The sequence below is a fragment of the Caldivirga sp. genome (assembly GCF_023256255.1).
In the GTDB taxonomy this organism is placed as follows: domain Archaea; phylum Thermoproteota; class Thermoprotei; order Thermoproteales; family Thermocladiaceae; genus Caldivirga.
Genome location: NZ_JAGDXD010000055.1, coordinates 24,953 through 51,380 on the forward strand (window position 1 = coordinate 24,953; position 26,428 = coordinate 51,380).

A 26,428-nucleotide genomic window follows, 5' to 3' on the forward strand; every position below is an offset into this window, starting at 1 on the left:
ATGCCCCATTGCCATAGCCTCATGTCATGACCTCAAGCTCATAAGTCAACCAAGGATAATGATCAAGAATATAGCCTTGGAATAGCCAATTCGGATCCATTAACTCAACCCTATACTCATAGGGCTCAAGCTTCTCGAAGAATGGTATTGTTGGTACGAAGTAGTGGAACCATGAGAAAATAACCTCCAAGGCTAGGTCGTAGTCTGATGTTCCTGGGTATGTCGCGTATAGGAGTGTTTGCCAACTTGTTAAATTAATGTATCCGAATGTTGAATTAATACACCGAACTATGGTTGCATTAGGTAACTCCACTGTGTTGAATGGGGTGTGCGCAATAGGCACATTAACTGGTGTGCATGTGCCATTGGGCCATAGTAACCCCATGTACCTGGAATATCATTCCATGCACTACTATATGCGAAATTCACTGGAGCAACCCAGCCGGCGGTCTGATACTGGCCACTGGAAATATTTGGTGTGTACCAGTACCCATTAACCTTCTTGAAGCCTAAGCCCTCAAGTATTTCAGCAGCCTTAGTCACATTGTACTCACACGGTATTATAAACTACCTAACGTCGGATGGGAATGTTGCCATTGAAGTAGGTGATACTGGTTCAGGGTAGTAACTTGGTAATGTTATGGCTAAGCCCCATGAAGCAGCCACAGCAGTCCTATTAATAACGTCGCATAGAGCCTCCCTAACCTGAGGAATATTGTATGGGTAAATCCTCGGATTGGGTGAAATGTCAACATTATTGAATGATGGTATTACGAAGGAGGACCAGCCTGGAGTCTTATTCAATGTTGCTAACTGGGATTGGGATAAGTATATCCACCCATAACTAGCCTTATTGACAAGCATTGCACTCAACGCCTGCGTATTACCACCAATCTCCCATAATGTTGCCGTTGGTGGGTAGTAGCCCCATGTTGCGAATGGGAAGATTCTATACCATGATGCTAATAGTGGTACATCATTGAAGTACATAGGCTCTAACGCGTAATTAACGTATGTTGGGTTTATCGACGTCATGTAGTATGGGGAATAACGCCCAGTATGGTGGTGTGAATTTCGTTATGTTATTGGCGAATAGTGATGCTTGGGTAGCATTCATTGTCTTCAACTCATCCACAATAGGCCTCCACGCTTGCCATGGTGCGTCTATCCAAGTCGTCAGTAGGATTATCCACCTTGTCGGACTCCATTTCTGGAATAGGAACTGCACCGTGTAGTTGCTAATCACCCTCACATCATCAGCATACTGCGGCAGCATAAATGGGTAGAACCATTTAAATGCCTTAACGCCAATGTAGAATTCTGCGTAAACGTCCCAAGCAGTGAAGGGCATTACTGCTGAACCATTAAACCAATACAAGCCCCTACGCAAATAGACTGTTAAAATACCACTACCATTAGGCAAAACCTCAATAGTCCAATTCCTAGCCAAAACAGGCCAGAATTGACCAGTGAGTGGGTTAAAGGCCGCTAACGGTAACCATGTCCCAGTAGTCCCAATCACGTTACCAGGTGTGTATGGGTTCCAAAGTGGGATGCCAGGTGTTATTATTAGTGTTGTTGGATTTGGGTAAACTAGCGATGGTAGTGTTGATGAGTAGGCTAGGTATTGGGTGAGTGAAAGCAGTACAGTAGCCACTGCTATTGCTATCAGTGTATATTTTGTTTTAGGTTATATAATTATTAATTATTACTCCTAACTTATTAGTTTTATTCCAATAATTGGTTGGTATTCTATGGGTTGAATGTTTTTAAGGGGTGTGTTGTTTCTTGGTTTTATGCCTATTGAGTTTGTTAGGCTTGTTGTTGAGCATGATGATTGGTCAACCTTCACTAGGGGTCTTGATGCTTGGGTTAATGTTGCATCCTCCGTGCCCATTTCTAATCGTGTTAAGAGGTCTATGCTTATCCTCAACGCCTCAAGCGTTGGGGTTGCTAAGACGTTGATTAATAGGGTTAGGGGGTTTAGGGGTGTTAAGGTTGTTGACGTTATTGGTAGGTATAACGTGAGGGGTAAGTCGATTACACTACTCAGCACCATTAGGGCATTTAACGGTGGTGTCCTTGAAACAATCCTAGGCAGTAACGTGTACTATTATCATGAACTTATAGCTAATGGTGTTGAGTATTGGAGTATTGTGACTGGTGGTGCTGATGGGCTTATTAGTGAATTGGGCAGTAGGTTTAGTGTTAGGTTGGTTAGGAGGATTAACGTTAATGAACTAACTAAGAGTATTGGTGACCCAACGTTAACTAGGAGGGAGTTGAGGGTTCTTAAGACTGCCTATGAGTTGGGTTACTTCAATTGGCCTAGGAGGCGTAATGTGGGGAGTATTGCTGAGACTTTAGGCATCAGTAAGACTACTCTAATGCAGGAGTTGAGGAGTATACTGAGGAAGCTTGCCCTAAGGGAGTTGAGGAATGATTACCCTTACTGATTCTATGCTTGTTCGGGTTTATGCTTAAATAATACCTACGCCTAAAGCCTAATAGTGATTCGGATGGTTTGTCCGCAGTGCATCTTTAGGTTGAGGAGGTTTACTGGTGTTGTTTTGGATCCTCCAAGCTTCGAGCCTGGCTCATGGAGGGGTGCTGGGGATTTGCTTATTGACCCTGTTAACCGTGAGTATTGGCTTACAAGTAGGCCTAGGGTTGCTGGTCCTAGGGGTACTGGTGTTGAGGTTTGGTACTCCAGTAATGGTGAGTATTATAGCCTAGTGAGCTTCATCCCTAAGGAGGTGGTTTCGGAGTGGGCTAAGGTTAATGTGCTTAGTATTGAGAATAATCAACTTATTCAAGACCCATTAACAGGTAGGTACTACTTATACATGTCCCTTGACGTTGGTGGTGGTTGGGAGACATTCCTAGCAGCCTCAGATGACCCACGTGGCCCATGGGGTCCAGTTGGCTTCGTTATTAGGCGTGATCAACCATACGATAGTGGTGAGGCTAGGGACTGCACGATAAACGTGATTGACGGTAGGTATATTGCATTATGTAAGGCTAGGGCTAGTAACGATAACAAGGTTTACACTGAATTACTCACTAGTAGGGATGGGGTTAATTGGGTTAAGTTAGGCTTACCCACGATTAATGGGCAGCAGCAGAGGCCTCAACCAGACGCATTCCTACTTAATGGTGACGTAGTGTCATCAACCTATGGGCCAATGTTCATTGGGACAGTGACAACATTCTTCCATAACGCGCACGTGACCAAGTACTTCGGTGCATACATCATTGACCTGAAGGCTAATAACCTTGAGGAGGTTTTCATGACTGAATGGAGGCCGGGCTCAATGTACGAGCATCCACAATACCCAATACACACCTACTGCAACGTAGTCAAAGACCCATTCACGGGAGAGTGGAGAATACTCATTGAGGCAATAGACCCCAAATACACGAAGGACATCGGAGTAAACACAGAAGTAGACAGAGTACTACAATACAAAGCAAAGGTGCCTGAGTAGTCTTAGGTTTTAACTTAAACAATCAGCCTATTAACCATTAGTATATCTCACTTTAGTGGCTAATCCAATTGGTATAATCCACGGTGTTGATGGGGTTAGGAGAATTAGGTTCAGGGTCTTTGATGGTGCCTCAGTGTGGATTGGGCAATACGTTATCACTAGTGAAGGTTACTTATGTAGGGTCTCTAGGATTGAGAGGAGGAATTATCTGACTGATGATAGGATTCTGGCTGAGATGAGTAGTTTTGAGAGAGTTGAGAGACTTAAGAAGTATGGCTTTAACCTTGAGTTCACATCAACAATAACCCTTGCTGAGGCTTTAATAATAGGTGTTGTTGAGGGTTCAAGCATAAGGCAACCGATGGCTCCGCCTCACCTGTACACTTACGTGAGTGAAGTCCCCAGTGAATTAATAAGCAATTTAACCATCATCAATGGAGTACCTATAACAATAGGTAAGGTTAAGGGTAGCGATACACCTGCTAGATTGGATGCTGAGAAATTAACTACTCACCACTGCGCCATATTGGCGTCTACAGGTTCAGGCAAGTCATGGTTAGCTGGTGTAATTGCTGAGGAGTTGACTTTAACCATTAAGATGCCTGTGGTCATAATTGATCCTCACGGTGAATACTCAAGCATGCAGTACCCAATGGTTGATGATCCCTTAGCTAGTGAGGTTGCCAATATGGTTAACATATATGTGCCTGGTAGAGTTGATACTAGTGAAATAGATAAATACTACATAGCTAAGTTTGGGGAACCTAGAAGATATACCAGGGTTGGCGTTAACCCAAGGAACATGCCCCTGAGCGTGCTCATTAAGCTTCTTACGCATTACTACGGTATAACAGACACCCAGAGGAGGTTATTGGAGGAGGGGTGGCCTTATGATCCATCAATAGATGCCCCATTGACGACTATAGATGAACTGATAGGTGAGGTTATTGAAAGGAGTCGTAGCTCAGCCCCAAAGGGTTATGCCGGTGAGTCATCAATATCATCGTTAGTTTCAAAGTTGAGGTCTTTTCTTGAGAATAGGCCATTCTTCATAACGATGTATGGTGAGCACTATGGTGATGAACCCATAAGGTTACTTGACGTTGAAAACATGCTTAACAAACCTGGCATAAACGTACTAGACCTCTCCACGCTTGATTTAATGGATCAACAGGCCTTAGTAGCGTTAATGCTTGACTCCATGTTCAATCTAGCTAAGAGGAGGCGTATAATGCCAACCTTTGTGATAATTGAGGAGGCGCACAACTTCTCGCCATCAAAGGCATTATCAATTAGTAAATCATCAATACTCAGGATCGCTAGGGAAGGGAGGAAGTTTGGACTGGGCTTATGCATAGTGTCCCAAAGACCTTCTAGGATTGACCCAGACGTGCTTAGCCAATGCATGACCCAGGTTTTTAAGAGGATAATAAACCCACTGGACCTGAAGTACGTAGCCTCAGTTGCTGAGAATATTTCAAGTGATGAATTAACGACCCTTAAGTCACTTAATCCTGATGAAGCATACGTCACTGGGATGGCTACTCCAATACCCCTTCTAGTTAAGGTTAAGGAGAGGTTAACTCACCATGGTGGTGTAACAAGGTGGATGAGCACTGTTAGTTCCTAGGCATCAGCCTGCTCCATTAAGGCTCGAATCCTCTCATACATTAGCCTAAAGCTGCTTCCCCTAGGTTTACCATTATTCATTAAAGTCACCCATGCATTGACCAATGCCCTGTATTCGAAGCTTGAGTATAGGCCATCAGGGTAATTCCCAAGAAGGGGGAATTTAGTTTCCCTTAGGAATGTGTAAAGCTCCTCAAGCTCATCCTCCTTAATTGTCCTCTTACCGAAGTTAACCCTACGTCCAGTTACATGTCTCTCACCTCCACCTGGTAACATTACCTTACCATACGCTGCCTTAATCCTCCATGTTGAGGAGTCCGTTGAATAAACACCCAGTAACTCAAGCGTTGGTGTTATTGATGGGCTACCTAACCCAAGTACGTGGATCTTACCATTAAATTCCCTCATCACCTTAGCTATGAAGAGTAATGCCCTCCATCTGCTATTCTTAGGCACATTCCTAGTCACTAGTACATAAGGTACTAATCCTCCTATCGCAATCTCCTTAGGATTATGATCAATAATATTCTCTAAAGTCCCTAGAACTATTTTCTCATCCCTATAGTAATGGATTACGGGCATAACCTCAATACTTTCCTTCTCCAAGGCCTTGCTTAACGCATCATATGCTTCAATAGTCTTACGAAACTTATTGAAGGCAACATTACTATCATCACTCGGTAGTGGTGGATAATCAAGGGCTAGATAAGTTGATGCATCCCAAAAGCGGGAGTATACTTTAGCTACATCATCAATACTTATTTCAATACCTCTACTTAAGAATTGGTAACCCCCTGAATCAACCCATATTTCACCACTGTGTTGAAGTAGTGAATGTAACGGGGCATCACCAGGGGATCTCATTTTCAGTAACTCAAAGGCACTTACTATGACTGGTACATTAATTATGCCGGTGAAGTCAATCCAAGGTCTCGGCGTAGCCCTTGGTGGTGTCCCAAGCAAAACCTTCACTGGAAGTACTCAAGCCTGAACCTTAAAGTTTCACCCATTTATAAACCATTTAGGTAAAGTTACGTAACTTAAGACATAATTGACTAGCAACATTAACATCAAATGGCGTGTCAATATCCATAACTAGGGGTGAATCATAATTCACGTCAATCCACTCACCCATTGATTCATTGAAAAGCGTAACACCTACATGGCCATATTTACCAATCATATTAACCACTGGTTTACCTGATTTAATACCCCTCTCAATGAAGTCCACTATTAAGTCTGGGATTATTAATGGGGTATCAACAGGCATTACAAGTAGTGGCCTTACCCTAATTAACTTAAGCGCGAAGGAAAGATCAGTAACATAATTAATACCACTACTGATGTATATATCATTATGGGTTTCCTTAAGTATCTTTAACGTATTATGATTATACCTTGATATAGATACTATAATCTTTTCAACACCAGCGTTAGTTAAATTACCCAACACCCACTTAATCATTGGCTTACCGCATATGTTTAATGAGCCCTTATCAACATTACCCAGCCTACTTCCCCTTCCCCCAGACATAACTAGTGCAGCAACCTGCATTAATTCAACACATTATGGAAGACTTAAAACACATACGCTATAAAGTAGTAAAGGCTCTAAGGATGCATTAATCAGTAGAGTGCTTCTATGAGTAGGTAAACTCCAAGGGCTATCATTGCAATTCCAGCAGCCTTCTCAATCAATGATCCTACCGAGGCTACCTTACTTATATTCCTCCTACCTAGGTTAGCTAAGGCTAGTACAATTGAAGCCATGGTTACAAAACCCAGCGAAAAGACCGTGGTAGTTAGAACACCCATTAATATATTATGAGTTAACTGAGAAGTTAGAATTGAACCTAAGGCTACACCAGCGAAGATTGGCCCAATACAAGGTAACCACAGTCCCGTTAATATAAGACCCATTGTTAAATCAGCTAGGATACCACCAGGCCTTACCCTGCTTCCCATGTTTTGTATCCTGGAAGTGAAGGTTATGAAGCCTCTATATAGAGATGGTATAATGAATATTAAACCCATTAAAATTAATACTACTGAGGATGCTACATATAGTGCTGACCTGGCTATGCCGCTAAGCCCAATGAGACTTAGCAATGAACCTAAGGCTATGTAGAATACTAGGAAGCCTCCGAATAAGGCTATTGGGTTTATCTTCTTATTAAGGGCCATTAATGCAATAGACACTAAGGCAGGTAATGCACAGGGCATTATTGCTGAACCAAGACCAGCAACATAGGATAAGGCTAGTGTGGTTATGTTAGTAAACGATGCGCCATTCTGCTCCTGTAACGAAGTCTCTACTGCTTTAGTGTGGACCAGTGATAGTATGTTCATGAATATTTGAGGTGGGTAGGCTCCGAGTATTATTTCCTTAACTATTAATGCACCATTGTTGTCGTAGGCTATTAGTAGTGTTGGGGTTGCTTGAATTGAGAATGGGACTACTTGGGTGGTGTTGGTTCTATAGGCTCTTACGCTTACCTCATTACTGATTGGTTCAATCACGTAGACTGTTCCATTAATCATAATGTTAATGTTGGTTAAGGGTATTGCTGATTGATAATCCAAGTCAACGTAAACTGGAACATAATGACTCTGAACATAGTTAGCTATCGTATAATTACTCAACACGTAGGATTTAAGGTAATTACAGGCAACGCATTGGGAGTCAGCGTAAATTATGAGAAGATACTTACCACTACTACTCATCAATAGATTCTCAAAGGAAATAGGATCCGTCACCAAGTAAGCATTAACAGAACCAAACCTAACCATAGTCAATGAGTAAGCCAATAACGTAACCTCTGCAAGCATAAGGAGTACAATTACTATTATACGTCCCTTCACGGTCATTAAATGAGATAGGTTATTTAAAAACTTTTTCCCAGGTAGCCAGTGGCAGGTAGGATGGTGATTGATGTAGTTTGGGCTAGAGGTCATGGTAATGTGAAGGCTACCCATAGGAATACAATTGAAGTAACTAAGGATAATTACATTACTAAGAGGGGTGATTGTATAATTGCTTGCTGCGCCGATAAGGCTGCCTTAGACCTAGACAATGACCTTAAGAGCGTGATAACTAATGATTACTCATTAGTCTTAATGATTATTGTGGCTGGTTCAAGCATTGACGTTATTGTTGGATTAGGGTTAAGGGGGTTAAGATTAACCGATGAGAGGAGGATCATAGTTAGGAGGAGTGGGTATATTGATAATGCTACTGTTATGCTTCTTGCTAATAAGGCAGCAAGGGACTTAGATAGGGATCTTATTAATAAAGCCAGAGATAGTGAACCAATTGAGGTGATTTTAATTGGTACAGAACTTGAGCAGAATTAACAGGGTTAAGGCGTTACTATACAGGAAGCTTATTCACCTACTATTGTCTATTCTACTAATAGTACCGTTAGTGGTTGGACTTGAGCAAGCATACATTGAAGCGTACTACACAGTACTTTTAATAGGCTCATCATTCCTATACATATACCAGGTTAAGAGGCCTTTAATATCAGTAGTTATTAGAGATACCCTTGAGGACGCTAGGAATAACGTTAGGTTAAACATACTGAGAGTTGCCGAAATGCTTAACATGACCAGTGTCAGGGAGTTAATAGCGTCAATGGATAAGCTTGAGTACACGTTCAGTGAATTCATTAAGAGTGTTGAGAGGGATTATGAGAGGAAATGGGGTTACCTAGGGGTTGTAATGGGTATGGTTGGTGTTTATGCATCCTACGTGCTGTTTAATACTTACGCCTACTATGGAGTGCTGGCGCTAATGTTCTATGACACATTCAGCGCATTGTTCGGCTCCCTCATTGGGAGAACTAAGATGCCCTACAGTAGTACTACAATTGAAGGTATTGTGATGGGGGCTTTAGTTTTCTCACTGGTGGTGGGCTTATTAGTGGGGCTTAGTTACTTCACATGGCTTTACCTAGTGGGTATAGCCCTTGGTGTTGTTGAATCATACAGTGGTGAAGATAACTTAGCGATTCCAGTAACGGCATCACTATTAGCCTACTTCCTAAGGTTCCCCAGGATTTAGGTTACTTGCGGAGTTACCTTAAATTTTAAGGCATTATTTAAAATAATCTCATGTTAGACATTCTTCTAACCGTCCTCCAGCTTCTCCTAACTATTGGAGGTAAGGTACCATTATTAATCCACTTCCTTAAAGCGCTTATAGTCCTTGGATCACTTGGGTAACCACTTCCGAAATCCCCGTAAGTTTCCTTAAGTTTATTTATTATAGTGTCCCTAATTACCTTCGCTACTATGCTGGCTGCTGATACTAATGGTATTGTCTCATCAGCATGGTTAAGTACTATTAGCTCAACGCCCTTAACATTAATGAATTCCTTAAACCTATTCGGGTCAGGGTCAGGTGAATCCACGTAAACCCTGGTGATACCACTGCATGATTTTATGAGTTCACTCATCTTATTAGCCTCAAGTTCATTCAGCAACCCCCTATTGACGTATTCATCTATTTCACCCGGTTCAACAACAATATGCCTAACACATGGTGCCTTACTTACTATTAGCCTATATAGCCTGCTTCTTCCACTTGGGGTTAATTGCTTAGAATCCTTAACTCCTATACCCTCAGCCTCTGAGTTACTCCAACCTACTATTGCTATTACCATTGGCCCTATTACTGGACCTCGTCCAGCCTCATCTATCCCTGCCTCAAGCTTGTTTACCATCCCCATTAAGCTTAGCCCTGATCCCACTTATTATTGTTAATGCTTCATCAAACCTATCCTCCTCAGCAAGTTCCTTCAAGTACGTAATGAGAGGTAACATTACCTTCTTAACGGTTGATTTAACAGCTAACGCTGCACCATCCTCATCATTCCTTATTAAACCAGCCTTAACAGCCCTCTTAACCTCACCTTCCCCAATGCTTAACCCCCATTTAGTTAATTCACCTATCATACCTTCTATAATCCTCCTCGCAAAGAGCCTCCTATACTCAATTAGTCTATGTTCAATTAATTTACTTGCCTCATCTAATGCCCTCCTCTTGCTTTCCCTAACCTCACTCTCAAGATTCTTTAATTCATCTATTGAAACCACATTAGGGATTTCAGGGTCAACATTCCTAGGTATTCCAATATCAATTATTATTGGCTTACCGCTTAATTCCTCAGCATCCCTCTTACTCAATAGAGGCTTCATCGTGGACGTGGCGAAAACCACTACATCGCTTTCCCCCATAATGCTCCTCAATGAGTCAAGGGATGCGTACTTGAAATTGTACCTTAAAGCCACGGCCTTAGCCTTATCAAGGGTTCTGTTAACTACTGTTACGTTCCTAAAGCCCTTTTCGGCAAGTCTCCTAACTATGTCGGATCCAATAGAACCTGCACCAACCACGATAACCTTAGAGTTAAGTCCCCTAAACCTATGCACGTACTCAGCTACCAATGAACCAACGCTCGCTAACCCTATTGAAATCTCAGGAAACCTACCCCTGATCTCTTTCCCAGTCCTAATAGCCCTCTCAATAGTGAATCCCAGTAAACCACCCAGCGCCCCCCTCCTTCTAGCATCATTGAACGCATCCTCAACCTGGCCCAGTATTTCCGACTCACCCACCGCTGCTGATTCAAGACCTGCTGCAACCCTGAAAATGTGCCGTACTGCATTCATTCCTACTAATCTATCTACATAGTTAACAGTGCCCTTAACCCTATAAACGTCTTCTGCAACTGAATAATCATCACCATAAACGTAGATCTCAACTCTATTACATGTCTGAAGTAGGAAGACCTCATTATAGTAGTTCATTAATTTACCATAAACCTCATCACTGTTTAGGTATGTTTCAGACAACGTAATCGTATTAACCCTCTTATGGTTAAGCGTTAAGGCCTTTATCTTGCTTAAGTAGTCATCAATACCCATGATGCTTAATCACCTCATTAACGTACTTAACCACATTACTCATGTCCCCCCTCCTAGCTAGTTCAATAAAATTCTCATCATACTTAAGCTCAAAGTATATGCTCATCCTAATATGTGGATCATTAACCCTCTTCTTTATTAACTGCTTAACCTCATACCATGCGTTTATTAATGGATGAAGCTCACTCTTAGCCAACTCAGCCTGCAGGTAATCCCTAACTATTGATGCTGCAACACCACTTTTGCCTTCTGTTGTTACTGCGAATCTTATTCCATTAACCTCACCCTCAAAGGGGACCACTACTTCTGTTTCATTGGCGTTGGTTGCGTCATTAAAGAGCACACGCCTATCCTTAATCATTCTCCTAAGCCTATTCTTAAGCTCAGTATTGGTTGGTATAGCGTAAACCAATAGATTAATTACTCCTATCACCCTACTGTAGTTGAACATGCCTGCATCAGCTATGATTAAATCAATATTACTTGTTGAATTAGCTCTAATAAGCTCACTTGATGGCTTAAGCGCTATTACAGTCACGTAGGCGCCTGCTTCAGAGAACTTAAGAGCTCTCCTTGTGCCAACATAGCCGCCGCCAATAACCAATACCCTCTTATCACTGAATTCGATAAATAATGGTACTCTAGCCACACGGGCCTGTAATTAGTTAACTTATAAAGCTCACTACCTTCAAATGGCTTTAGTTCTGAACAATAGTAGTGTTAATATAGCTAACCCAACAGCGAACAGTATTACCATTATTACTTCACTAATTGATATAATCCCCTCTTTCACAGGGCTTATGTGAAAACTGGGTATTACTTGAGATGTGGGTGTGTTGACCCCCATTGTGTAATTAATCTTCGTTATGAATGGTTCACCTAACAGTGTTGTAATATTATAAACCACGTTTAATCCACCCCCTATCCAGTTACCCAGTACCGCGAAAACTGCGCCACTTAAGCCTACTGGTATTATAGTTGACCTACACTGATTAATATTAAGCACTGATAGGTATGGTTCCCAAGTGGCACCGTTAACAATACCTCCCCCAAGTAAGGCGGTGGTGGTGTTAATCCAATAAACGTCAAATATAACTGCGTTCGGGTTTATGCAATCAGTGTAGTTGAATAATGTACCATTATTGTAGTAGAGTAGCGTGCTACCCATTGTGTAGGCATTACTCATCCCAGAGAAATACGTTACTGATATTGTTGGTGACTGCTGCTTAATAACCATTATTGGTATTAAGGCTTCATTATTAAATTGAAATAAACCAAGAGGTAAACCCTTAATCTGGGGTGTACTTATTGTTCTAATACTATTACCACTAAGTAAGCCTAGAAGTGGTGTTAGGCTACTTGACATGGCTAAAATGAGCAGGGAATTACTCTTCATCACCGTGGCTGACACAGGTGTTGATGATGCCCAAACACCCTTGAATAGGCTTGTTAAATTAGTGATGCTTCCTTCACTTAAATTTATTAGGAATGCGGATGCATACCCATTAATTATCCCAAACACATATATTGTATCATTCAATATGGTTAAGGCGTAGGGCTGTAGACTGGCTGGTAGATAACTTGATAAGTTTGCTACTTCCGTTACATAGTTATTCCCAAGCCTAAGTCGAACCAGTAATGGACCACTACTACTGAAGCCCAGTAAATACAATTCGTCACCATACTGATACGTATTGGTTACCAATACTCCACGTCCATCATTAGGTATTGCATTAACATTAAACCAACCTGAATTATTAACTAAGTAAACTTGCGAGTACTGGCTTGTTGAAGTAAAGTTCACTACGACCGCTAATAGGTAGTTACCCCCACTGTATAAGTAGATTACAGGCGCCTTTAGTAATCCTAAAGTCAATATTATTAATGCTAGATTCAGCATTAAACTCACCAGTATTACTGGATATTAAACCTTTCTACGTTAAGGCTACTGAAGGGCTTAGGGTTATAGTCACCTTGCACCTTAATTAAGCACCAATGGCTACTAGTGCTAAGCCTATGAAAATTAAAACTAGACCAGTTATGAATAAGTATAATGATTCAGGCAGCGCCCCAATTTGAACCTCCCATATGAGGCCATTACCATAGTACTGGCATACACCATAATTAATTATTGTTACCTTACTGCTACTAATAATTGATGGGGATGATTGACCCCCATTAAGTACTGGTGGTACGTATGAACCATATGAGAATACTAAGGTTCCATTTAAGGCATACGCGCTTACCCTCATTGATACATGATACATCTTAGTGTAGTTCCTAACCATGCTAACTATAGTTGATTCATTGGCTTGGCTAACTCCAGTTAAATTATTTATGAACTCTAGACACAATGTTGTTGCATTATGCCTGTTAGATAATGATAGGTACATGTGAGATAAATATAGTAATACTCCTGCAGTTATAATGGCTACTACACCCATTATTATCATAATTCTCTTAACACGGGCAGGTAACCTAGGCATTGTGAATCCAACTACTACACGTTTAAAACCGTTATTCCATATGGCATGAATTATTATAATGAATCACCTCACGTAAGATAACCAATGATTAATAAACACTGTTCCTGCTTTATTTCTTATAGAATATAGAATACTCGCTGATTCATGCAGTTGATGCCGCCTCATAGTAGTTTACTTAGCTACTTAAACGCGCTACGTAGAGTATGTGGGATACTTGATCAATAATTAGGTTAAGCCCAGTTTCAACAGCATCAGGTGATCCAGGTAGGCAGACAACCAGTTTATTGTTGATTATTCCTGCTGTTGCCCTACTTAACATGGCTGATGCCCCTATTTTCTGGTAACTAATGAATCTAAATAATTCCCCGAAACCCTCAATCTCCTTACTGAATAATGGCCTAACAGTCTCAATAGTTACATCACTCTTAGCCAAGCCTGTACCACCTATTAAAACTACAACATCTACATCATCCCTATGAAGTAACTCATTTAATGAACCCTTAATCATGCGTTCATCATCACTAACTAGTAGCCTCCCTACAACTGAGTGACCAGAGTTAGTTATCTTTAATGAAGCTAAGTCGCCTGACTCATCCTTATACTGCTTGCCAGCCTTCATTAACTCATACCTTGACGTACTTACAGTAATTATAAAGAAGTTAACCTTACTTGGCCCCTTCTTTTCATGCTCCATATGAGGTGATGCCGCATTATCCTTACCCATACTCATAACTTTCATTATCCGTTAGTACTTAATTTTAAGTATTACTGATTCATGTAGTTCAAGAGAACAATAATGAGCACAATCATCAGCGCTATGGACCATCATCAATTAGGTCCTCAGCCTAGGTAAGGCCCACCAATAGGCCTTATCCGTTGCTCATCACCAGTTTAACTACGCTTAATACCTCTTAAATACTTACCCCTAGTGAAACTGATGCTTCTCCTAATCCTAATAGTACTTAACAGTATTGAATAAGCAGACTTATCACTAATGCTTAACTTCATTATATCCCTCACCGCGTTAGCCTTGCTTAGCCTTAAAGCCATCTTGAAATTTGCATTACCAATACTTTTCTTAATATACAAGTCAATAAACAATGTAGTCATGTAATCAAGTTGATTCATTAAGCCGCTTAACCATGCTTCATCATTAGTGTTAGCGATACCCGAGTAGAATCTACTCATTCTTATTAAGTAACGTTCATAGAGTCTCCTATATGGTGAGGAATTGGGATTAAGCGTTATAGCTACTGTTAGTTCCCTCCTTAGGTTCTCATCCAAGATCCCTCGCTTAATGGTATTATTAACAGCGTTAGTAGCTGTTGATGGGTCAAGGATCATCAGCATTTCCTTAATTAAAGTTGCAGGATGCAGCCCTAGGCTTGCGGCAACTAAAGCTAAGTCTACGTTACCCCTACTAAATGCATACTCTACAATAATATTCATTAATATGCTTCTGCGTTTAACATTAATCGTCCCTGCACTTAGATTCCTTAGATAATTCATGAATACTGAGGATACGTTCGTTGAATCTCTTAATAGGTAGACCGCCAGGTTGCTTATGTTCCTAGCATTAACTAAACCTCTCAGTGGAGTTGATCCATTTAAGTTACCGTACTTAAGCCTTATTTTCTCGGCACTTAATCTTACGTATTGCTTAGTTAAATTCTCTTGCTCAATAAGCATTTTCCTTAATTTCCCCATTATTATTCTATAGGTTTCCGTAGATACTTTCAATTTCTGCAAAGAATTAACAATGCTCTTAACATGATTGATAACCCATGGCGATGTTAATTCCCTATAAAAACTCATTAATGCTACTAACCTACTCTTATCAACGCTTACTAACCCAGACTTAACCAACGCCACTATTGCTTCAGCGTCAGGATTCATGGCTAATGACAATAGGGTAAACACCATTAAATTATCACTCTTATTAACCCTAAGTCCACTACCTAATTTTACTTCACCACTCACTTTCAATAATCTAGGTATAATATTCTTAGAATGACCATGAGTTAAGTAAGTTAGTGCCGTAAGTGCATTCCCCATACTGCTAATCATCCTTAACCTACCCCGGTACTCCACTATACTCCTAAAGAACCAGTACCTAACCCTCCTCTGCACTTCCCTTCGGCTTAATAATCCCCTCTCGTAAAGCTCAAAGGTAAGTATTTCATTTCTAATAAGTCTTCTCACCAAGAATTCCCTCACCTCAACCCATTGGCTCCACTTATCCCCAAGCAGTATGCCTTCGACTAATTGAATTGAACCAAGGGGCCTAGCTAACAAGTATCTTATTCTAACCCTACTTATTAACCCTAGACCACGCCTATTACCTGATACTTCCCTCAGCAAGCCTGATACGTAAGGATTACTTCTTGCCTTGAGGTAAATGCCGAATAAGCCATGGTTACTTAAGTAGTTTAGGTACCTTGGCTTACTGTAGAAGGATAATAACCTACGCATCCCCTGTCTATTAGTTAGATAATTGTGGTAATTCTCATTAATGATGCCACGTAAGTCTAGGGTCTGATTCTTGCCTCGCCTAACCCTAATTAAATTAGACATCAGTGATCTTGGGGATTGATTACTGACTAGAAATATGAGGTTCCTCAGCTCACTAATTAGTCTCATTATAGGAATATTGAGCGGGGTTGATTCACCTACAAGCATTAACAGTGCTTCAAGTAACCCCACTACTGATAGTGGGTACATTAGCCATGCTAATGCGCTTGGAATTACCGTGAATTTCCTTAATAATGAACCATGAAGCTCATTATACATGCTTTTAAAGTATGCATATAGGTTACCTGTATACGCTATTAGATTACCCTCATAGCCCCATGTGCTTAATTTGGAGCCAATAATAGTAATATTACCTCTTACTGTTCCATTACCAATACAGGTCACGTTAACTAAGTATTGTCTTAAATCACTTGGTGGATTAGGGCTTATGGGGTTGAATAAACTTTTATTCCTTAACCAAACCTCATCATAGACAAGTGATGAGTTATAGTAGTCTAATGTATACTTCTCAAACTCATTAAACCTCATGATTAATTCACTGCTAATAACGTTACCATTAATGCTTAACACTTCCTCACTACAGTTACTTGGCTCCTCTAAGTGAATTCTAACATTACTTGCATACGCCCAGAGTATCATCATTGATTTATTGGTAATTGTTTGGTTAAAACACAGTGTTAAGGCATCATCATTCTTAGTGATTAACCAAGACGACGGCTTCTTTACCCAATGCCAAAGTGCCCTTACCTCACCGTTAACAATTAACTCATTAACCATTGGATACACGTTAATGTATATTACTGGAATTGCTGACTCATTACTAATACTCACTGAACTTACTGCAGGAACCTTAATCCAATCTACATACGTAGAGTTCAAGATTATTGAACATCCCAACTGATTCCCAATTATTATTGATTCACCATACGATATGAAACCTACGCCGCATATGCTCCCTGTAGTTAAGGTATATGGAGAATTAATCAAGTATACGTGAATGACATTACTGTAGTTCACTAAATTAAGGGTTCTATTTATGAATGTAATTAGGTTAATTATATTCACGTTACTGTAACTTAAGTGAGTTGAAGCATATACTGGTACCATCATTAGGGATAAGCCTACTGCTATTAACGGTACTATTAATGGTCTAGTGCTCTTAATCATTACGAGTGGCGCAAGTAATATGATCACTGGTTCATACACCTTAGCGATGATCCATATAACATGAACCATGTGATACATTATATACATTAGTTGAGAATATGAGAACGTAATGTATAGTACTTCTGAGGCTAAGTCAATCAACCTTCCAAAAACTAGGTTTAACCCAATATTGCTTAAAATGTAGCCAATGCCAACATTATATATGAATAGGCCTAAAATATTCAAAACCATTAATGCAATACTCCTAACGATCATAACTTCGGCTACTGCATTAATAACTGAATTCCAATACTCCTCTAGCCTAATTATGGTATTTAGGTTACTTCTATTAAATAAATCAATAATCGCAAGGGATAATGATACTATACCTATGAATAAAATTATGTCATTAAAAATAAGCTTATACCCTATTCTCCGTATTCTATAGGTTATTATTAATGATGCTTCAATAGGCATCATTAGTAGAATTACATTAATCATGGTGCTATGCTTTTCCAAATTTCAATAAATGGACTGAAGAATACCTTATAGAGTAATTCACTTGCAAAGCTAGCTGGATTAACTATACTTGATCCACTCACGTAATTAGCTATCAATGCAAGTGAGTAAACTGTTACATACAAGCCTACTATGGTTACTATGAACCATTTGAAATTACTGAATAAATCCCATAATGCAGCTGCCCTAGCCCACCCTGTTGGGCCTAGTTTACTCTCAATAGCCTTAATCAACACACTTACTACCATTAGCCATAGCGCCAAGCCCCCAATGACGCTTATAACTTTGAAAACATCGCTCATTATAGGTATCACTAATTCATTTTCAATTTCACTAACTATATCGTAAATCAACTCAATCATTAAAGAGTAGTTATTCTACATTGCTTATTCCTAAACTATGTAGGGTAATGCTACTAAATAATGTACCCTATATTAAATAAATGTTATAAACATATAAGTGTGGAGTAACTATGGGGAGTGACAATCCTTCACAGGTAACGTTATATATGCACGCTCCATCACTATTCCTTGACTTATACATAGGTTCAAGTCTACTAGCTAATCGTTACATCAATTCTTCAATATCATTAGCATCATTGATTAATGATGAACCCTTCAAGAAAGCACTCATTAATAATCTGCTTAACGCTATAAGTGAGGAGGAAGTGGGCAATATTATTGGTGATTTAAGGCGTGTTTCCTTAATTTCAATAATAAATCCAGTCTATGTGGTTAAGAAGGCTGAAAACACAGTTAATTTGATTAAGAATTATGAGTATACGTATAAGGATGATATTGCCGAATGGTATAGTAGGGTCACTAACCATAGTAACTTACCCTACAGTAAAATGATCTATTCATTGAAACATACCATAAAGATAACTAGGGGGATGGTTAGGCATTACTTATACAAGAGGGCGCAGGGCTTGATAAGGAGAAGTACTATTAATTCGCTAATGCTTTACATGTCCGCATTACCCAATGCACTTGTAGAGTATTTGAATATAACCAGTAAAAGCGACGCAATGGCTGTAATCTTCATTAGTTCCCTTATTAATAGATATAAGGTTAATTACCCCATACACCTAGTATTTAATGTATCAAGGAGAGTACTGGCTATGAACCCTCAGCTACTGAAGAATGCACTAAGTAACATAATAACTAGTTTACCATCTAAGTCTAGTTACTATAATGCAGTGTTGGCTGAACTGGCGAGAATCTACATTTACGACCATGGCTTTCTCGATGATGCTCAAGTTAACTATCTGGCATTTAACCCAGCGATATCTGATGATATATTAAGTGGTCACAGTATTGAACTCATTAAGGCACTAGGTCCCCTGATTTACGACTACATGTATAAGCTAAGTTTATTATACATAAACAATGACTTGAATTCGCTTCATGAATTATCTAAGATACTTGGTAATATTAAGGAGAATTTAATTGCAGTGATTTTAAACGAGTGGAGTAGGTTAAGTGATGAATTAACTGTTTAAATCATGTAATTGTAATTAAATTTAATTTTAACCTATCAACAAGAGTAGGATTAATAGTGCCTACTTAATGGTTTCCATGATCTCCATTAATGCCTTTCCATACTCCTTAGTGCCAAGTGGTGTAACACCCATGTACCTGGCTATATCTTGTGTAACCTTTTTCTGCCTTATAGCCTCAGTAATAGCCTTATCAAGTAAGTTAGCTGCTTCACTCCAATTCATGAACCTTAGGAGAAGTTCAATAGCCCTGATTTCACTGGTTGGGTTAGCAACATTCTTACCCGCGTACTTGGGTGCTGTTCCATGCATTGCCTCAACCATTACTGCTGTGTCACCGACATTAGCAGCCCCAATCATACCAACATTACCCATTAATGATGCTGCTAGTTCACTTATGTAATCACCATTAACGTTTGGGGCTAGGACCACGTCATAGGATTCAGGTCTAGTGACAAGTTGGGCAAACATGTTATCAGCCATCCTATCATTCACAAGTATCTTTCCAGCTGGTACCTTACCACCGTAAAGCTTATTGGCCTCATCCTCAGTTATAATGTAATCTCTGAACTCCTTTAAGGCGACTTCATAGGCCCATTCCCTGAAAGCACCCTCCGTGTACTTCATTACATTACCCTTATGCATTATGGTTACTGACCTCCTCTTATTATTTAACGCAAACCTAAAGGCAAACCTGGCAACCCTCTGGGTCCTCCAACGGCTTATCGGCTTAATACCAATTCCGCAGTCCTCATCAACCTCAACCTTAAGTTCCTCCCTAAGGAACTTCCTTAACTTAGCCGCTTCAGGGCTATCCCAAGTCCACTCAAGCCCCTTATATAAGTCATCAGTGTTCTCCCTGACTATAACCCAATCAATCCTCTCAGGATTCTTCAATGGTGATTCAATACCCTGAACATACTTAATAGGCCTAACATTGGCGTAGGTATCCAGTAGGAGCCTAATCGCCACGTTTATAGACCTCCAACCACCGCCAACTGGGGTTTCCAGCGGGCCCTTTAACACTACCCTATACTTCTGAAGGGCATCAATGGTCTCTTGAGGTAACCTACTACCGGTAAGCTTCTCAGCCTTCTCACCGGCGTAAACCTCCATCCACTTTATTTGTCTTGATGAACCGTAGGCTAGTTCAACCGCCTTATTAGCAACCTCCATGGCTACACTAACTATCTCTGGTCCTATTCCATCACCAAGTATGTAGAGGACTATAGGCTTATTTGGAACCTTTTCAAACACGGCATTCCTTATCACTATTGGTTCCCCATCCTCAGGTGGTTTATACTGAATAGGCATCAACCCTAGCTCTAAGTCTAATGTTTTAAGTCTTACTCTGGATTAGGGCATGTTTAAAATCATTAAATGAAATAGCACCTAGGTTACTTAACCACTAGAAGAATTGGATAATGGTCGGAGCCCTCAATATTGAGGATATCCGCATCAATAACCCTCTCAATTAATTCACTTGAAACAAAACAGTAATCTATCCTCATTGCCATACTTTTATTCCTATAACTCCTCCACGAGTACTTAACCTCATTAGGGTGGATTAACCTAAATGTATCAATGAATCCCTTCCTAATGAATTCACTTAACCACTGTCTCTCTGGTGGTGATAAGCCTGGTTGATTCTCATTCCAGAAGCTTGAGTCCTGCCTAGCATATACTGCGTTAAAGTCACCGCAAATGATTACTGGTTTCCTTTGTCTTAAGTTTAATACGAAACTCTCAATACTCCTATTGAAAGCTAACTTAAATGGGAGCCTATTAAGGTTATCACCAGCCCTTGGGAAGTATGCGTTAATTAAGTAGAAGTCAGAGAGCTCAATTGATATAACCCTACCCTCATCATCAAAGTCCCTTACCCCAATTCCCTTAATCACATTAATAGGCTTAACTCTACTTAATGTTAACACTCCACTGTATCCTTTCCTCACCGCTGGGAATCCATAAATCTCGAAACCCATAGATAGTAAGTCTAAAGGTAAGTCGCTTGATTTGATTTCCTGAAGTAAGGCAACGTCGAAGTCGTTAATCACCCTTAACGCACCCTTCCTTGATAGGCTCCTAACACCATTAACATTCCATGATATTAACTTCACATGAAACACCCCGGAATATTAAGTTAAGGCTCTTTTTGTGCACTACTGTTGAAATTAAACAATGTAATTGAGGAATTAATTCCACTTAGGGGCATACTCTTTGTAATTGATGGTAAAGCAGATGGAGATCCTTAAGTGAAAAAGGTATTTATCCCAGGGCTCAGTCCCATGACTTAATGTACTATAGGTTCCCAACTACAAGACCAAGGAGGCTTAGGAGTAGTAGAATTATTAGGAACATGGTTTCTGAGACCTCATTATCCTCCAGTAATCTTGTTTGGCCATTGTTCATTAAGGATGAGGGACCTATTGAGCAGATAAACTCAATGCCTGGGCAGTACAGGTATCCTATTGGGGACGAGCTAATTAAGGCAGTTGACGATGCTGTGGAATCTGGGGTTAGGGCATTTTTACTATTTGGTGTAACTAAGCATAAGGATGCCGTAGGCTCCTTAGCATACGATAAGAAGGGACCAGTACCCATGGCGTTAAAAATGCTTAAGGATACCTTTGGCGACTCAATAATACTCATGACTGATGTATGCCTATGCGACTATACTGAGCATGGGCACTGTGGTGTAGTTGAATTTAAGGATCCGCCTGAACTTCAATACGCTAAGCAGCCTAAATACGTTGTTGATAATGATGCTACAATAGGCATTTACGCTAAGATTGCAGTCAACTACGCTGAAGCTGGGGCTGATGTAGTAGCCCCTTCAGGTATGATGGACGGGCAGGTTAAGGCTATAAGGGAGGCACTTGACAATAATGGGTTCAGTGACGTAGTGATAATGAGCTATAGCTCCAAGTACGCAAGCACGTTCTATGGCCCCTTCAGGGAGGCTGCTGATAGTGCACCTAAGTTTGGTGATAGACGCAGTTACCAGATGGATCCCAGGAACGCTTATGAGGCTATTAAGGAGGTTTCAATGGATCTTGAGGAGGGGGCTGACATAGTTATGGTTAAGCCAGCAATGCCTTACCTTGACGTAATCAGGCTAGTTAAGCAAAACTTTCCTGAAGTACCCTTAGCCGCCTATCAAGTGAGTGGTGAATACTCAATGATTAAGGCCGCTGCATTAAATGGTTGGCTTAATGAGAAGATGGCTGTGCTAGAGTCATTAATAGCTATTAGGAGGGCTGGCGCCAACGTGATAATAACCTACTACGCTAAGGACGCTTCAAGGTGGATTACTGAAATTGAGAACAACTTCTAGCTATTATACTTAACTATAAGGTAATAGTATCAGTAACCTTCTTACTATTAACATCAATTACCTTAAGTATGTTCCCTGATAGTAACATTACCTTCGGTTTACTTAAACTATAAGGGCCTGATGATGATGTGAATAATGAGATTACTTTGCCATCATGGAACTTCCAGTATCCCTCAGTTATGTAACTATGGCCCCTCACTATGAGGTTAATGTTATTCCTTTTAATGAAATCCCTTGTAACATCAGGACCAAATAGGTAGGCGCCAATTCCCCTAGGGCTATCTACAAATCCCTTAACCTCATCACTTGGGTCATTCCAAAGAATTTGAAAGGCCATTGGGTTACTTGGCTCATCATCATGTTTACTTAACTTAAGTATATCATTAATGGTTTCTAGGCCCTTAGCTAAACCACCATGTAGGAGAAGTATCTTATCATTCAATAAAGCCGCGTAAGGTAATGCTGGGAATAATTCATGCATTATCGTATTCAATAAGCCTTGGCCAAGTAGTGGTAATGCTTCATCCATGAAACCATAGACCTCATTCATAACATATGATTCATGATTACCCCTTAACGGTATCATGCTTCCCTGCAGGAATAACTTGAGGACACCCTCAAGGGTCTCAACCTGATATTCCCCCCTATCAACATAATCCCCTAAACCTATGTAGAACCAGTCGCCGGGTGGGTAATCGTTAATCACCTTCTCTAGGGAATCTAAGTCACCGTGTAGGTCACCCAATATCACCACCTTATCTGAATTAATCTTAACTAAGGTATCTAATTCACTTAACCTATCTAATGCCTTATCCACTAGTTCTTTAAAATGACTCCTATTAGTCATTGTTACTTAGCCTTAATTCCTAATTACTTTAATAAGATTACGCGCTTGGTCTCTGAGGCAGCCCCTCGTTCTTAGCCTCCTCAATTAACTTCTTCAGTTCCTCAGCGGTTAGTTTCCTGAAGGACTTGGTCTTAGCATCAATAACTCCAATTTCAAATCTGTCAGACTCAAGGCTCTCTGCCACTAGGCTTAGTGACTTAATGGTTAACTTAACGCATGAATTAATATCCATCTCATATTTATAGTTCTTCTCAAGGTATTCAAGTATTAAAGATGAGCCACTTCCTAATGCTGTTGCGTAGTAGCCAAAGTATATTCCACTTGGGTCTGTTTGGTAAAGCCTTGGACCATTCTTATCAACACCCCCTATTATTAATGCTATACCGAAGGGTCTAACACCACCATGTTGAGTGTAGGCTTGCTCCAGGTCACTAATCCTCTTAGTTATGTACTCGACATCAGCCTGCTCATCATAGAGAAGCCTATATACTTGGGCCTGTTCCCTAGCGTAATCTATCAGGATCCTAGCGTCTGAGAGTAATCCTGCTGAAGCAGCACCAATATGGGTATCAATCATATACACCTTCTCTATTGAATTAAGATCTATTAATGGCCCCAGTTTCCTTTTTTCAGCAGCAAGTACAACACCATCAGAACATTTTAAGCCAACAGTAGCCCACCCCCTCTTAACTGCCTCACCAGCATACCTAACCTGGTATAATTCACCCTCTGGGCTAAATATCGTTATAGCCCGATCATATCCAGCCATCTGTGGACTAAACATACTGAAAACCTAGTTGCCCTGTGTTTTTAACCTTTAACTAATAGTTCACAGCTATCCTAATCTAGGTCACCATCAGTAAGCCCATTAGTATGGATTAATATGCCTTAGAATGGCTTAGATAGTAACTTTAATGGGCTTATGAACATTAATGAATAATGAACGCTAAGCACAAATGATAAAGTTAATTAGGTAGCTTACTTTCTAACTATTAAATATCTAGTAAGTACAAGCAGTGCAGCTGCCGTTAGAATCAGTGATACTATTGATAAAATCAGTGATAGGTTAATTAACTCTGCATTATAGCCTACAATGCTAACTTTATTGACTGTAACCGTTGCCGTAACTGTGGTTAATAGGGTGCTATACGATGTTGAGTAAATGACACTACTCACTGTACTAACCGTGGTTACTGTTTCAGTTATAATTGAGGTTTCAGTTACGGTGATTGTCTTGTTAATTAGTCTTGGGATTAATGACGACGTATTCGATACCGTTACGGTATATGAACTAGTACGTAACTGAGGCTCAACAGTTATGTTCACAGTCCTTTCATCAACAAGTACCCAGGATCCATTAAGTAGATAGTAAAGGCTTACGTTCAACCTATTAACACCAACATGGGGTAAGGATACAAGAAACGTGAACCTAAGTATACCTGGTGCAGTACTTATTGGTAAACTTCCAAGCGTTAAGGATCCATTACTTAATACTACCATTATTGTTGACATGCATGAGTTAGGGCTTGTTATAAGGCATGGAGGAGCATACTCAACTATCACCGTTATATTAGTGGGTTGCCCTACCTCCACTGGGCTAGTGTAGTTAACTTCAATTATCTTAGTATAATTCTCATAGTTACCCTGAGCCAATACGCATACTGATACAGCCAATACTGCAATCACCACACCCACTAGCACTCTCTCATCCATAACCTAAGCCCAGTTAAGCTAATTATTATGCGTTTCGAGGACACTAAATTAATTAAGGTTTAAGTAAGGGGCTAAAGTATGAAGTACGTTAGGTTCGGTAACAGTGGAATAAAGGTGTCTGAAATATGCCTTGGTTTATGGCATCTCCCTCCTTCTAGGGTTAAGGATGAGTATGGTGTCTATAAGGTTGATGAGGAGGAGGCTATTAGGATAATTAAGAGGGCTATTGACTTAGGAATCAACTTCATAGACACAGCCAATATATATCATGGAACTATGCAGGGACCGGACCCTATCCATGCTGGTAATGCTGAGAGAATACTGGGTAAGGCAATAAGAGGTTATGATAGGGAATCATTAGTTATAACTACTAAGGTTAGGGGACGGATGGCTCCTTGGCCTAATGGGGAGGGGTTGTCTAGGAAGCACATTAGGTGGCAGATTAAGGAATCATTAAGGAGACTAGGGACAAGCTACGTAGACTTATACTTAATGCATAGGCCTGATCCATCTACACCAATTGAGGAAACCTTGGACACATTAAAGGACTTAGTTAGCCAGGGCCTTGTTCACTATGTTGGGGAAAGTTACTTCCACCCTGATGACATACGGTATATTGTTGAGTACTCTAGGAGCATTCACTTACCTTTCATAGCCATGCAGGAGCCTTATAACTTAATTGAACGCGACATAGAGAAGGATAAAGTACCGTTGGCCAGTAAGTACGGTTTAGGCATAATGGCCTATATACCTCTTGCTCAGGGGGTGTTAACAGGCAAGTATCTTAACGGCATACCTGAGATGTCTAGGGCAAGTTACGTTGATGAAATACGGTGGAGGTACTTAACTCCAGAGACGCTGAAAGCAATGAGGGAGTTCCATGAAATAGCAAAGGAATTAGGGGTCACTGACGCTCAATTAGCATTAGCGTGGATTTTGAAGAAATCAGAGGAGATGGGGGTTACCATAGTACCAATAATAGGTGCCACAAGTATAACTCAACTTGAGGATAATGTAGGGAGCGTTAATGTTACATTAAGTAGCGATGTGATGAAAAGATTAGATGAAATCTCCAAGATGGCTAGGGTTAATTGGGAAATCAAGTATGATAGGATAATTAAATTAACCCAGTAGTTAAATTCATTGTCACTTAGTAGTTAAAACATACTTTACAGTAAGGGTCATGCCGGGTTCAATTCATCACACTCTCAGAAGCACCCCTACTCACTAATCACCAGCTGGTGTTAAATACCTGTATTTTTATAGTTACCCATTTATGATGACTATAATTAATCTAGGCATGGG

Annotated in this window: 28 protein-coding genes; 8 read left to right on the forward strand and 20 right to left on the reverse strand. The window is 40.3% G+C overall.

Features of this window, described 5'->3' with window-relative positions; translation table 11 throughout:
- Positions 1–19: 19 nt before the first annotated feature.
- From Q0C29_RS08615 to Q0C29_RS08630, 4 genes are read right to left on the reverse strand one after another with little or no spacing between them, the layout of a single operon-like run.
- Positions 20–343: a hypothetical protein gene (locus Q0C29_RS08615; protein WP_292000251.1), complete on the reverse strand. Its 324-nt coding sequence runs from the start codon at positions 341–343 to the stop codon at positions 20–22.
- A complete protein-coding gene (locus tag Q0C29_RS08620; RefSeq protein ID WP_292000252.1) occupies positions 289–543 on the reverse strand; it encodes a hypothetical protein in 255 nt (84 codons plus the stop codon). The genes Q0C29_RS08615 and Q0C29_RS08620 overlap by 55 nt, the downstream gene beginning before the upstream one ends.
- Positions 544–567: 24 nt before the next feature.
- Complete coding sequence (locus tag Q0C29_RS08625; RefSeq protein WP_292000253.1) at positions 568–1,035, reverse strand: hypothetical protein; 468 nt, start codon at positions 1,033–1,035, stop codon at positions 568–570.
- Positions 1,007–1,657, reverse strand: a complete 651-nt coding sequence (locus Q0C29_RS08630) for a hypothetical protein (RefSeq protein WP_292000254.1) — start codon at positions 1,655–1,657, stop codon at positions 1,007–1,009. The genes Q0C29_RS08625 and Q0C29_RS08630 overlap by 29 nt, the downstream gene beginning before the upstream one ends.
- 139 nt (positions 1,658–1,796) lie before the next feature.
- Between Q0C29_RS08630 and Q0C29_RS08635 the strand changes: the two genes are divergently transcribed.
- The 3 genes from Q0C29_RS08635 to Q0C29_RS08645 all read left to right on the forward strand — a co-directional run bounded on the left by Q0C29_RS08635 (position 1,797) and on the right by Q0C29_RS08645 (position 5,118).
- Positions 1,797–2,456: a helix-turn-helix domain-containing protein gene (locus tag Q0C29_RS08635; RefSeq protein ID WP_292000255.1), complete on the forward strand. Its 660-nt coding sequence runs from the start codon at positions 1,797–1,799 to the stop codon at positions 2,454–2,456.
- Between the two features lie 63 nt (positions 2,457–2,519).
- Positions 2,520–3,488: a hypothetical protein gene (locus Q0C29_RS08640; RefSeq protein WP_292000256.1), complete on the forward strand. Its 969-nt coding sequence runs from the start codon at positions 2,520–2,522 to the stop codon at positions 3,486–3,488.
- A gap of 55 nt (positions 3,489–3,543) precedes the next feature.
- Positions 3,544–5,118 carry an ATP-binding protein gene (locus tag Q0C29_RS08645; protein ID WP_292000257.1) on the forward strand — a complete coding sequence of 525 codons (1,575 nt, stop codon included), beginning with the start codon at positions 3,544–3,546 and terminating at the stop codon, positions 5,116–5,118.
- Here the strand turns inward: Q0C29_RS08645 and Q0C29_RS08650 are convergent.
- The 3 genes from Q0C29_RS08650 to Q0C29_RS08660 form a co-directional block, all read right to left on the reverse strand.
- Entirely contained in the window at positions 5,115–6,089 is a 975-nt protein-coding gene (locus tag Q0C29_RS08650; RefSeq protein WP_292000258.1) for a tRNA-ribosyltransferase, read from the reverse strand. The two genes, Q0C29_RS08645 and Q0C29_RS08650, sit on opposite strands and share 4 nt — an antisense overlap.
- Before the next feature lie 49 nt (positions 6,090–6,138).
- Entirely contained in the window at positions 6,139–6,672 is a 534-nt protein-coding gene (locus tag Q0C29_RS08655) for an NTP transferase domain-containing protein (protein WP_292000259.1), read from the reverse strand.
- Positions 6,673–6,743: 71 nt separating this feature from the next.
- On the reverse strand, positions 6,744–7,979 hold the full coding sequence (locus Q0C29_RS08660) for a thioredoxin fold domain-containing protein (RefSeq protein ID WP_292000260.1): 1,236 nt from the start codon (positions 7,977–7,979) through the stop codon (positions 6,744–6,746).
- A 48-nt stretch (positions 7,980–8,027) separates the two neighbouring features.
- Between Q0C29_RS08660 and Q0C29_RS08665 the strand changes: the two genes are divergently transcribed.
- Positions 8,028–8,471: a DUF371 domain-containing protein gene (locus Q0C29_RS08665; RefSeq protein WP_292000261.1), complete on the forward strand. Its 444-nt coding sequence runs from the start codon at positions 8,028–8,030 to the stop codon at positions 8,469–8,471.
- Positions 8,446–9,180 carry a phosphatidate cytidylyltransferase gene (locus Q0C29_RS08670; RefSeq protein WP_292000262.1) on the forward strand — a complete coding sequence of 245 codons (735 nt, stop codon included), beginning with the start codon at positions 8,446–8,448 and terminating at the stop codon, positions 9,178–9,180. Before Q0C29_RS08665 ends, Q0C29_RS08670 begins: the two co-directional genes overlap by 26 nt.
- A 37-nt stretch (positions 9,181–9,217) precedes the next feature.
- Here Q0C29_RS08670 and rnhB read toward each other — a convergent pair whose 3' ends face one another.
- The 8 genes from rnhB to Q0C29_RS08710 all read right to left on the reverse strand — a co-directional run bounded on the left by rnhB (position 9,218) and on the right by Q0C29_RS08710 (position 18,090).
- Positions 9,218–9,847 carry a ribonuclease HII gene (gene rnhB / locus Q0C29_RS08675; protein ID WP_292000263.1) on the reverse strand — a complete coding sequence of 210 codons (630 nt, stop codon included), beginning with the start codon at positions 9,845–9,847 and terminating at the stop codon, positions 9,218–9,220.
- Positions 9,825–11,045 (reverse strand): NAD(P)-binding domain-containing protein, encoded by a 1,221-nt coding sequence (locus Q0C29_RS08680; protein ID WP_292000264.1) that lies wholly within the window; start codon positions 11,043–11,045, stop codon positions 9,825–9,827. The genes rnhB and Q0C29_RS08680 overlap by 23 nt, the downstream gene beginning before the upstream one ends.
- The gene (locus tag Q0C29_RS08685; RefSeq protein WP_292000265.1) at positions 11,035–11,694 is read right to left on the reverse strand and encodes an NAD(P)-dependent oxidoreductase; all 660 of its coding nucleotides are present in this window, start codon (positions 11,692–11,694) and stop codon (positions 11,035–11,037) included. The genes Q0C29_RS08680 and Q0C29_RS08685 overlap by 11 nt, the downstream gene beginning before the upstream one ends.
- Positions 11,695–11,733: 39 nt before the next feature.
- Positions 11,734–12,945: a hypothetical protein gene (locus tag Q0C29_RS08690; protein ID WP_292000266.1), complete on the reverse strand. Its 1,212-nt coding sequence runs from the start codon at positions 12,943–12,945 to the stop codon at positions 11,734–11,736.
- An 85-nt stretch (positions 12,946–13,030) separates the two neighbouring features.
- A complete protein-coding gene (locus Q0C29_RS08695) occupies positions 13,031–13,531 on the reverse strand; it encodes a hypothetical protein (protein ID WP_292000267.1) in 501 nt (166 codons plus the stop codon).
- Positions 13,532–13,706: 175 nt separating this feature from the next.
- Positions 13,707–14,261: a MogA/MoaB family molybdenum cofactor biosynthesis protein gene (locus Q0C29_RS08700; RefSeq protein ID WP_292000268.1), complete on the reverse strand. Its 555-nt coding sequence runs from the start codon at positions 14,259–14,261 to the stop codon at positions 13,707–13,709.
- A 161-nt stretch (positions 14,262–14,422) separates the two neighbouring features.
- Positions 14,423–17,710: a hypothetical protein gene (locus tag Q0C29_RS08705; RefSeq protein ID WP_292000269.1), complete on the reverse strand. Its 3,288-nt coding sequence runs from the start codon at positions 17,708–17,710 to the stop codon at positions 14,423–14,425.
- Positions 17,707–18,090, reverse strand: a complete 384-nt coding sequence (locus tag Q0C29_RS08710) for a hypothetical protein (RefSeq protein ID WP_292000270.1) — start codon at positions 18,088–18,090, stop codon at positions 17,707–17,709. The genes Q0C29_RS08705 and Q0C29_RS08710 overlap by 4 nt, the downstream gene beginning before the upstream one ends.
- Before the next feature lie 110 nt (positions 18,091–18,200).
- Between Q0C29_RS08710 and Q0C29_RS08715 the strand changes: the two genes are divergently transcribed.
- On the forward strand, positions 18,201–19,229 hold the full coding sequence (locus tag Q0C29_RS08715) for a hypothetical protein (RefSeq protein ID WP_292000271.1): 1,029 nt from the start codon (positions 18,201–18,203) through the stop codon (positions 19,227–19,229).
- A gap of 60 nt (positions 19,230–19,289) precedes the next feature.
- On the opposite strand, the gene Q0C29_RS08720 is transcribed toward Q0C29_RS08715, so the two are convergent.
- Positions 19,290–20,540 carry an NADP-dependent isocitrate dehydrogenase gene (locus Q0C29_RS08720; protein WP_292000272.1) on the reverse strand — a complete coding sequence of 417 codons (1,251 nt, stop codon included), beginning with the start codon at positions 20,538–20,540 and terminating at the stop codon, positions 19,290–19,292.
- Positions 20,541–20,623: 83 nt separating this feature from the next.
- Positions 20,624–21,346 carry an exodeoxyribonuclease III gene (locus Q0C29_RS08725; protein ID WP_292000273.1) on the reverse strand — a complete coding sequence of 241 codons (723 nt, stop codon included), beginning with the start codon at positions 21,344–21,346 and terminating at the stop codon, positions 20,624–20,626.
- Positions 21,347–21,522: 176 nt separating this feature from the next.
- On the opposite strand from Q0C29_RS08725, the gene hemB reads away from it, so the two are divergent.
- Positions 21,523–22,563: a porphobilinogen synthase gene (gene hemB / locus Q0C29_RS08730; RefSeq protein WP_292000274.1), complete on the forward strand. Its 1,041-nt coding sequence runs from the start codon at positions 21,523–21,525 to the stop codon at positions 22,561–22,563.
- A 13-nt stretch (positions 22,564–22,576) separates the two neighbouring features.
- Here hemB and Q0C29_RS08735 read toward each other — a convergent pair whose 3' ends face one another.
- The 3 genes from Q0C29_RS08735 to Q0C29_RS08745 all read right to left on the reverse strand — a co-directional run bounded on the left by Q0C29_RS08735 (position 22,577) and on the right by Q0C29_RS08745 (position 25,123).
- A complete protein-coding gene (locus Q0C29_RS08735) occupies positions 22,577–23,410 on the reverse strand; it encodes a metallophosphoesterase (protein ID WP_292000275.1) in 834 nt (277 codons plus the stop codon).
- Between the two features lie 37 nt (positions 23,411–23,447).
- Complete coding sequence (gene psmA / locus Q0C29_RS08740) at positions 23,448–24,194, reverse strand: archaeal proteasome endopeptidase complex subunit alpha (RefSeq protein ID WP_292000276.1); 747 nt, start codon at positions 24,192–24,194, stop codon at positions 23,448–23,450.
- Positions 24,195–24,388: 194 nt separating this feature from the next.
- Entirely contained in the window at positions 24,389–25,123 is a 735-nt protein-coding gene (locus Q0C29_RS08745; RefSeq protein WP_292000277.1) for a hypothetical protein, read from the reverse strand.
- Positions 25,124–25,201: 78 nt separating this feature from the next.
- On the opposite strand from Q0C29_RS08745, the gene Q0C29_RS08750 reads away from it, so the two are divergent.
- Positions 25,202–26,257: an aldo/keto reductase gene (locus tag Q0C29_RS08750; protein WP_292000278.1), complete on the forward strand. Its 1,056-nt coding sequence runs from the start codon at positions 25,202–25,204 to the stop codon at positions 26,255–26,257.
- Positions 26,258–26,428 lie beyond the last annotated feature (171 nt).

Coding starts and splice junctions, on each gene's coding strand:
- Q0C29_RS08625 (WP_292000253.1), bottom strand. CDS start 1,035: ATGACGTCGATAAACCCAACATACGTTAATTACGCGTTAGAGCCTATG.
- Q0C29_RS08635 (WP_292000255.1), top strand. CDS start 1,797: ATGCCTATTGAGTTTGTTAGGCTTGTTGTTGAGCATGATGATTGGTCA.
- Q0C29_RS08640 (WP_292000256.1), top strand. CDS start 2,520: ATGGTTTGTCCGCAGTGCATCTTTAGGTTGAGGAGGTTTACTGGTGTT.
- Q0C29_RS08655 (WP_292000259.1), bottom strand. CDS start 6,672: ATGCAGGTTGCTGCACTAGTTATGTCTGGGGGAAGGGGAAGTAGGCTG.
- rnhB (WP_292000263.1), bottom strand. CDS start 9,847: ATGGGGATGGTAAACAAGCTTGAGGCAGGGATAGATGAGGCTGGACGA.
- Q0C29_RS08680 (WP_292000264.1), bottom strand. CDS start 11,045: ATGGGTATTGATGACTACTTAAGCAAGATAAAGGCCTTAACGCTTAAC.
- Q0C29_RS08690 (WP_292000266.1), bottom strand. CDS start 12,945: ATGCTGAATCTAGCATTAATAATATTGACTTTAGGATTACTAAAGGCG.
- Q0C29_RS08695 (WP_292000267.1), bottom strand. CDS start 13,531: ATGCCTAGGTTACCTGCCCGTGTTAAGAGAATTATGATAATAATGGGT.
- Q0C29_RS08700 (WP_292000268.1), bottom strand. CDS start 14,261: ATGAGTATGGGTAAGGATAATGCGGCATCACCTCATATGGAGCATGAA.
- Q0C29_RS08705 (WP_292000269.1), bottom strand. CDS start 17,710: ATGATTAATGTAATTCTACTAATGATGCCTATTGAAGCATCATTAATA.
- Q0C29_RS08710 (WP_292000270.1), bottom strand. CDS start 18,090: ATGATTGAGTTGATTTACGATATAGTTAGTGAAATTGAAAATGAATTA.
- Q0C29_RS08715 (WP_292000271.1), top strand. CDS start 18,201: ATGGGGAGTGACAATCCTTCACAGGTAACGTTATATATGCACGCTCCA.
- Q0C29_RS08720 (WP_292000272.1), bottom strand. CDS start 20,540: ATGCCTATTCAGTATAAACCACCTGAGGATGGGGAACCAATAGTGATA.
- hemB (WP_292000274.1), top strand. CDS start 21,523: ATGTACTATAGGTTCCCAACTACAAGACCAAGGAGGCTTAGGAGTAGT.
- Q0C29_RS08735 (WP_292000275.1), bottom strand. CDS start 23,410: ATGACTAATAGGAGTCATTTTAAAGAACTAGTGGATAAGGCATTAGAT.
- psmA (WP_292000276.1), bottom strand. CDS start 24,194: ATGTTTAGTCCACAGATGGCTGGATATGATCGGGCTATAACGATATTT.
- Q0C29_RS08745 (WP_292000277.1), bottom strand. CDS start 25,123: ATGGATGAGAGAGTGCTAGTGGGTGTGGTGATTGCAGTATTGGCTGTA.
- Q0C29_RS08750 (WP_292000278.1), top strand. CDS start 25,202: ATGAAGTACGTTAGGTTCGGTAACAGTGGAATAAAGGTGTCTGAAATA.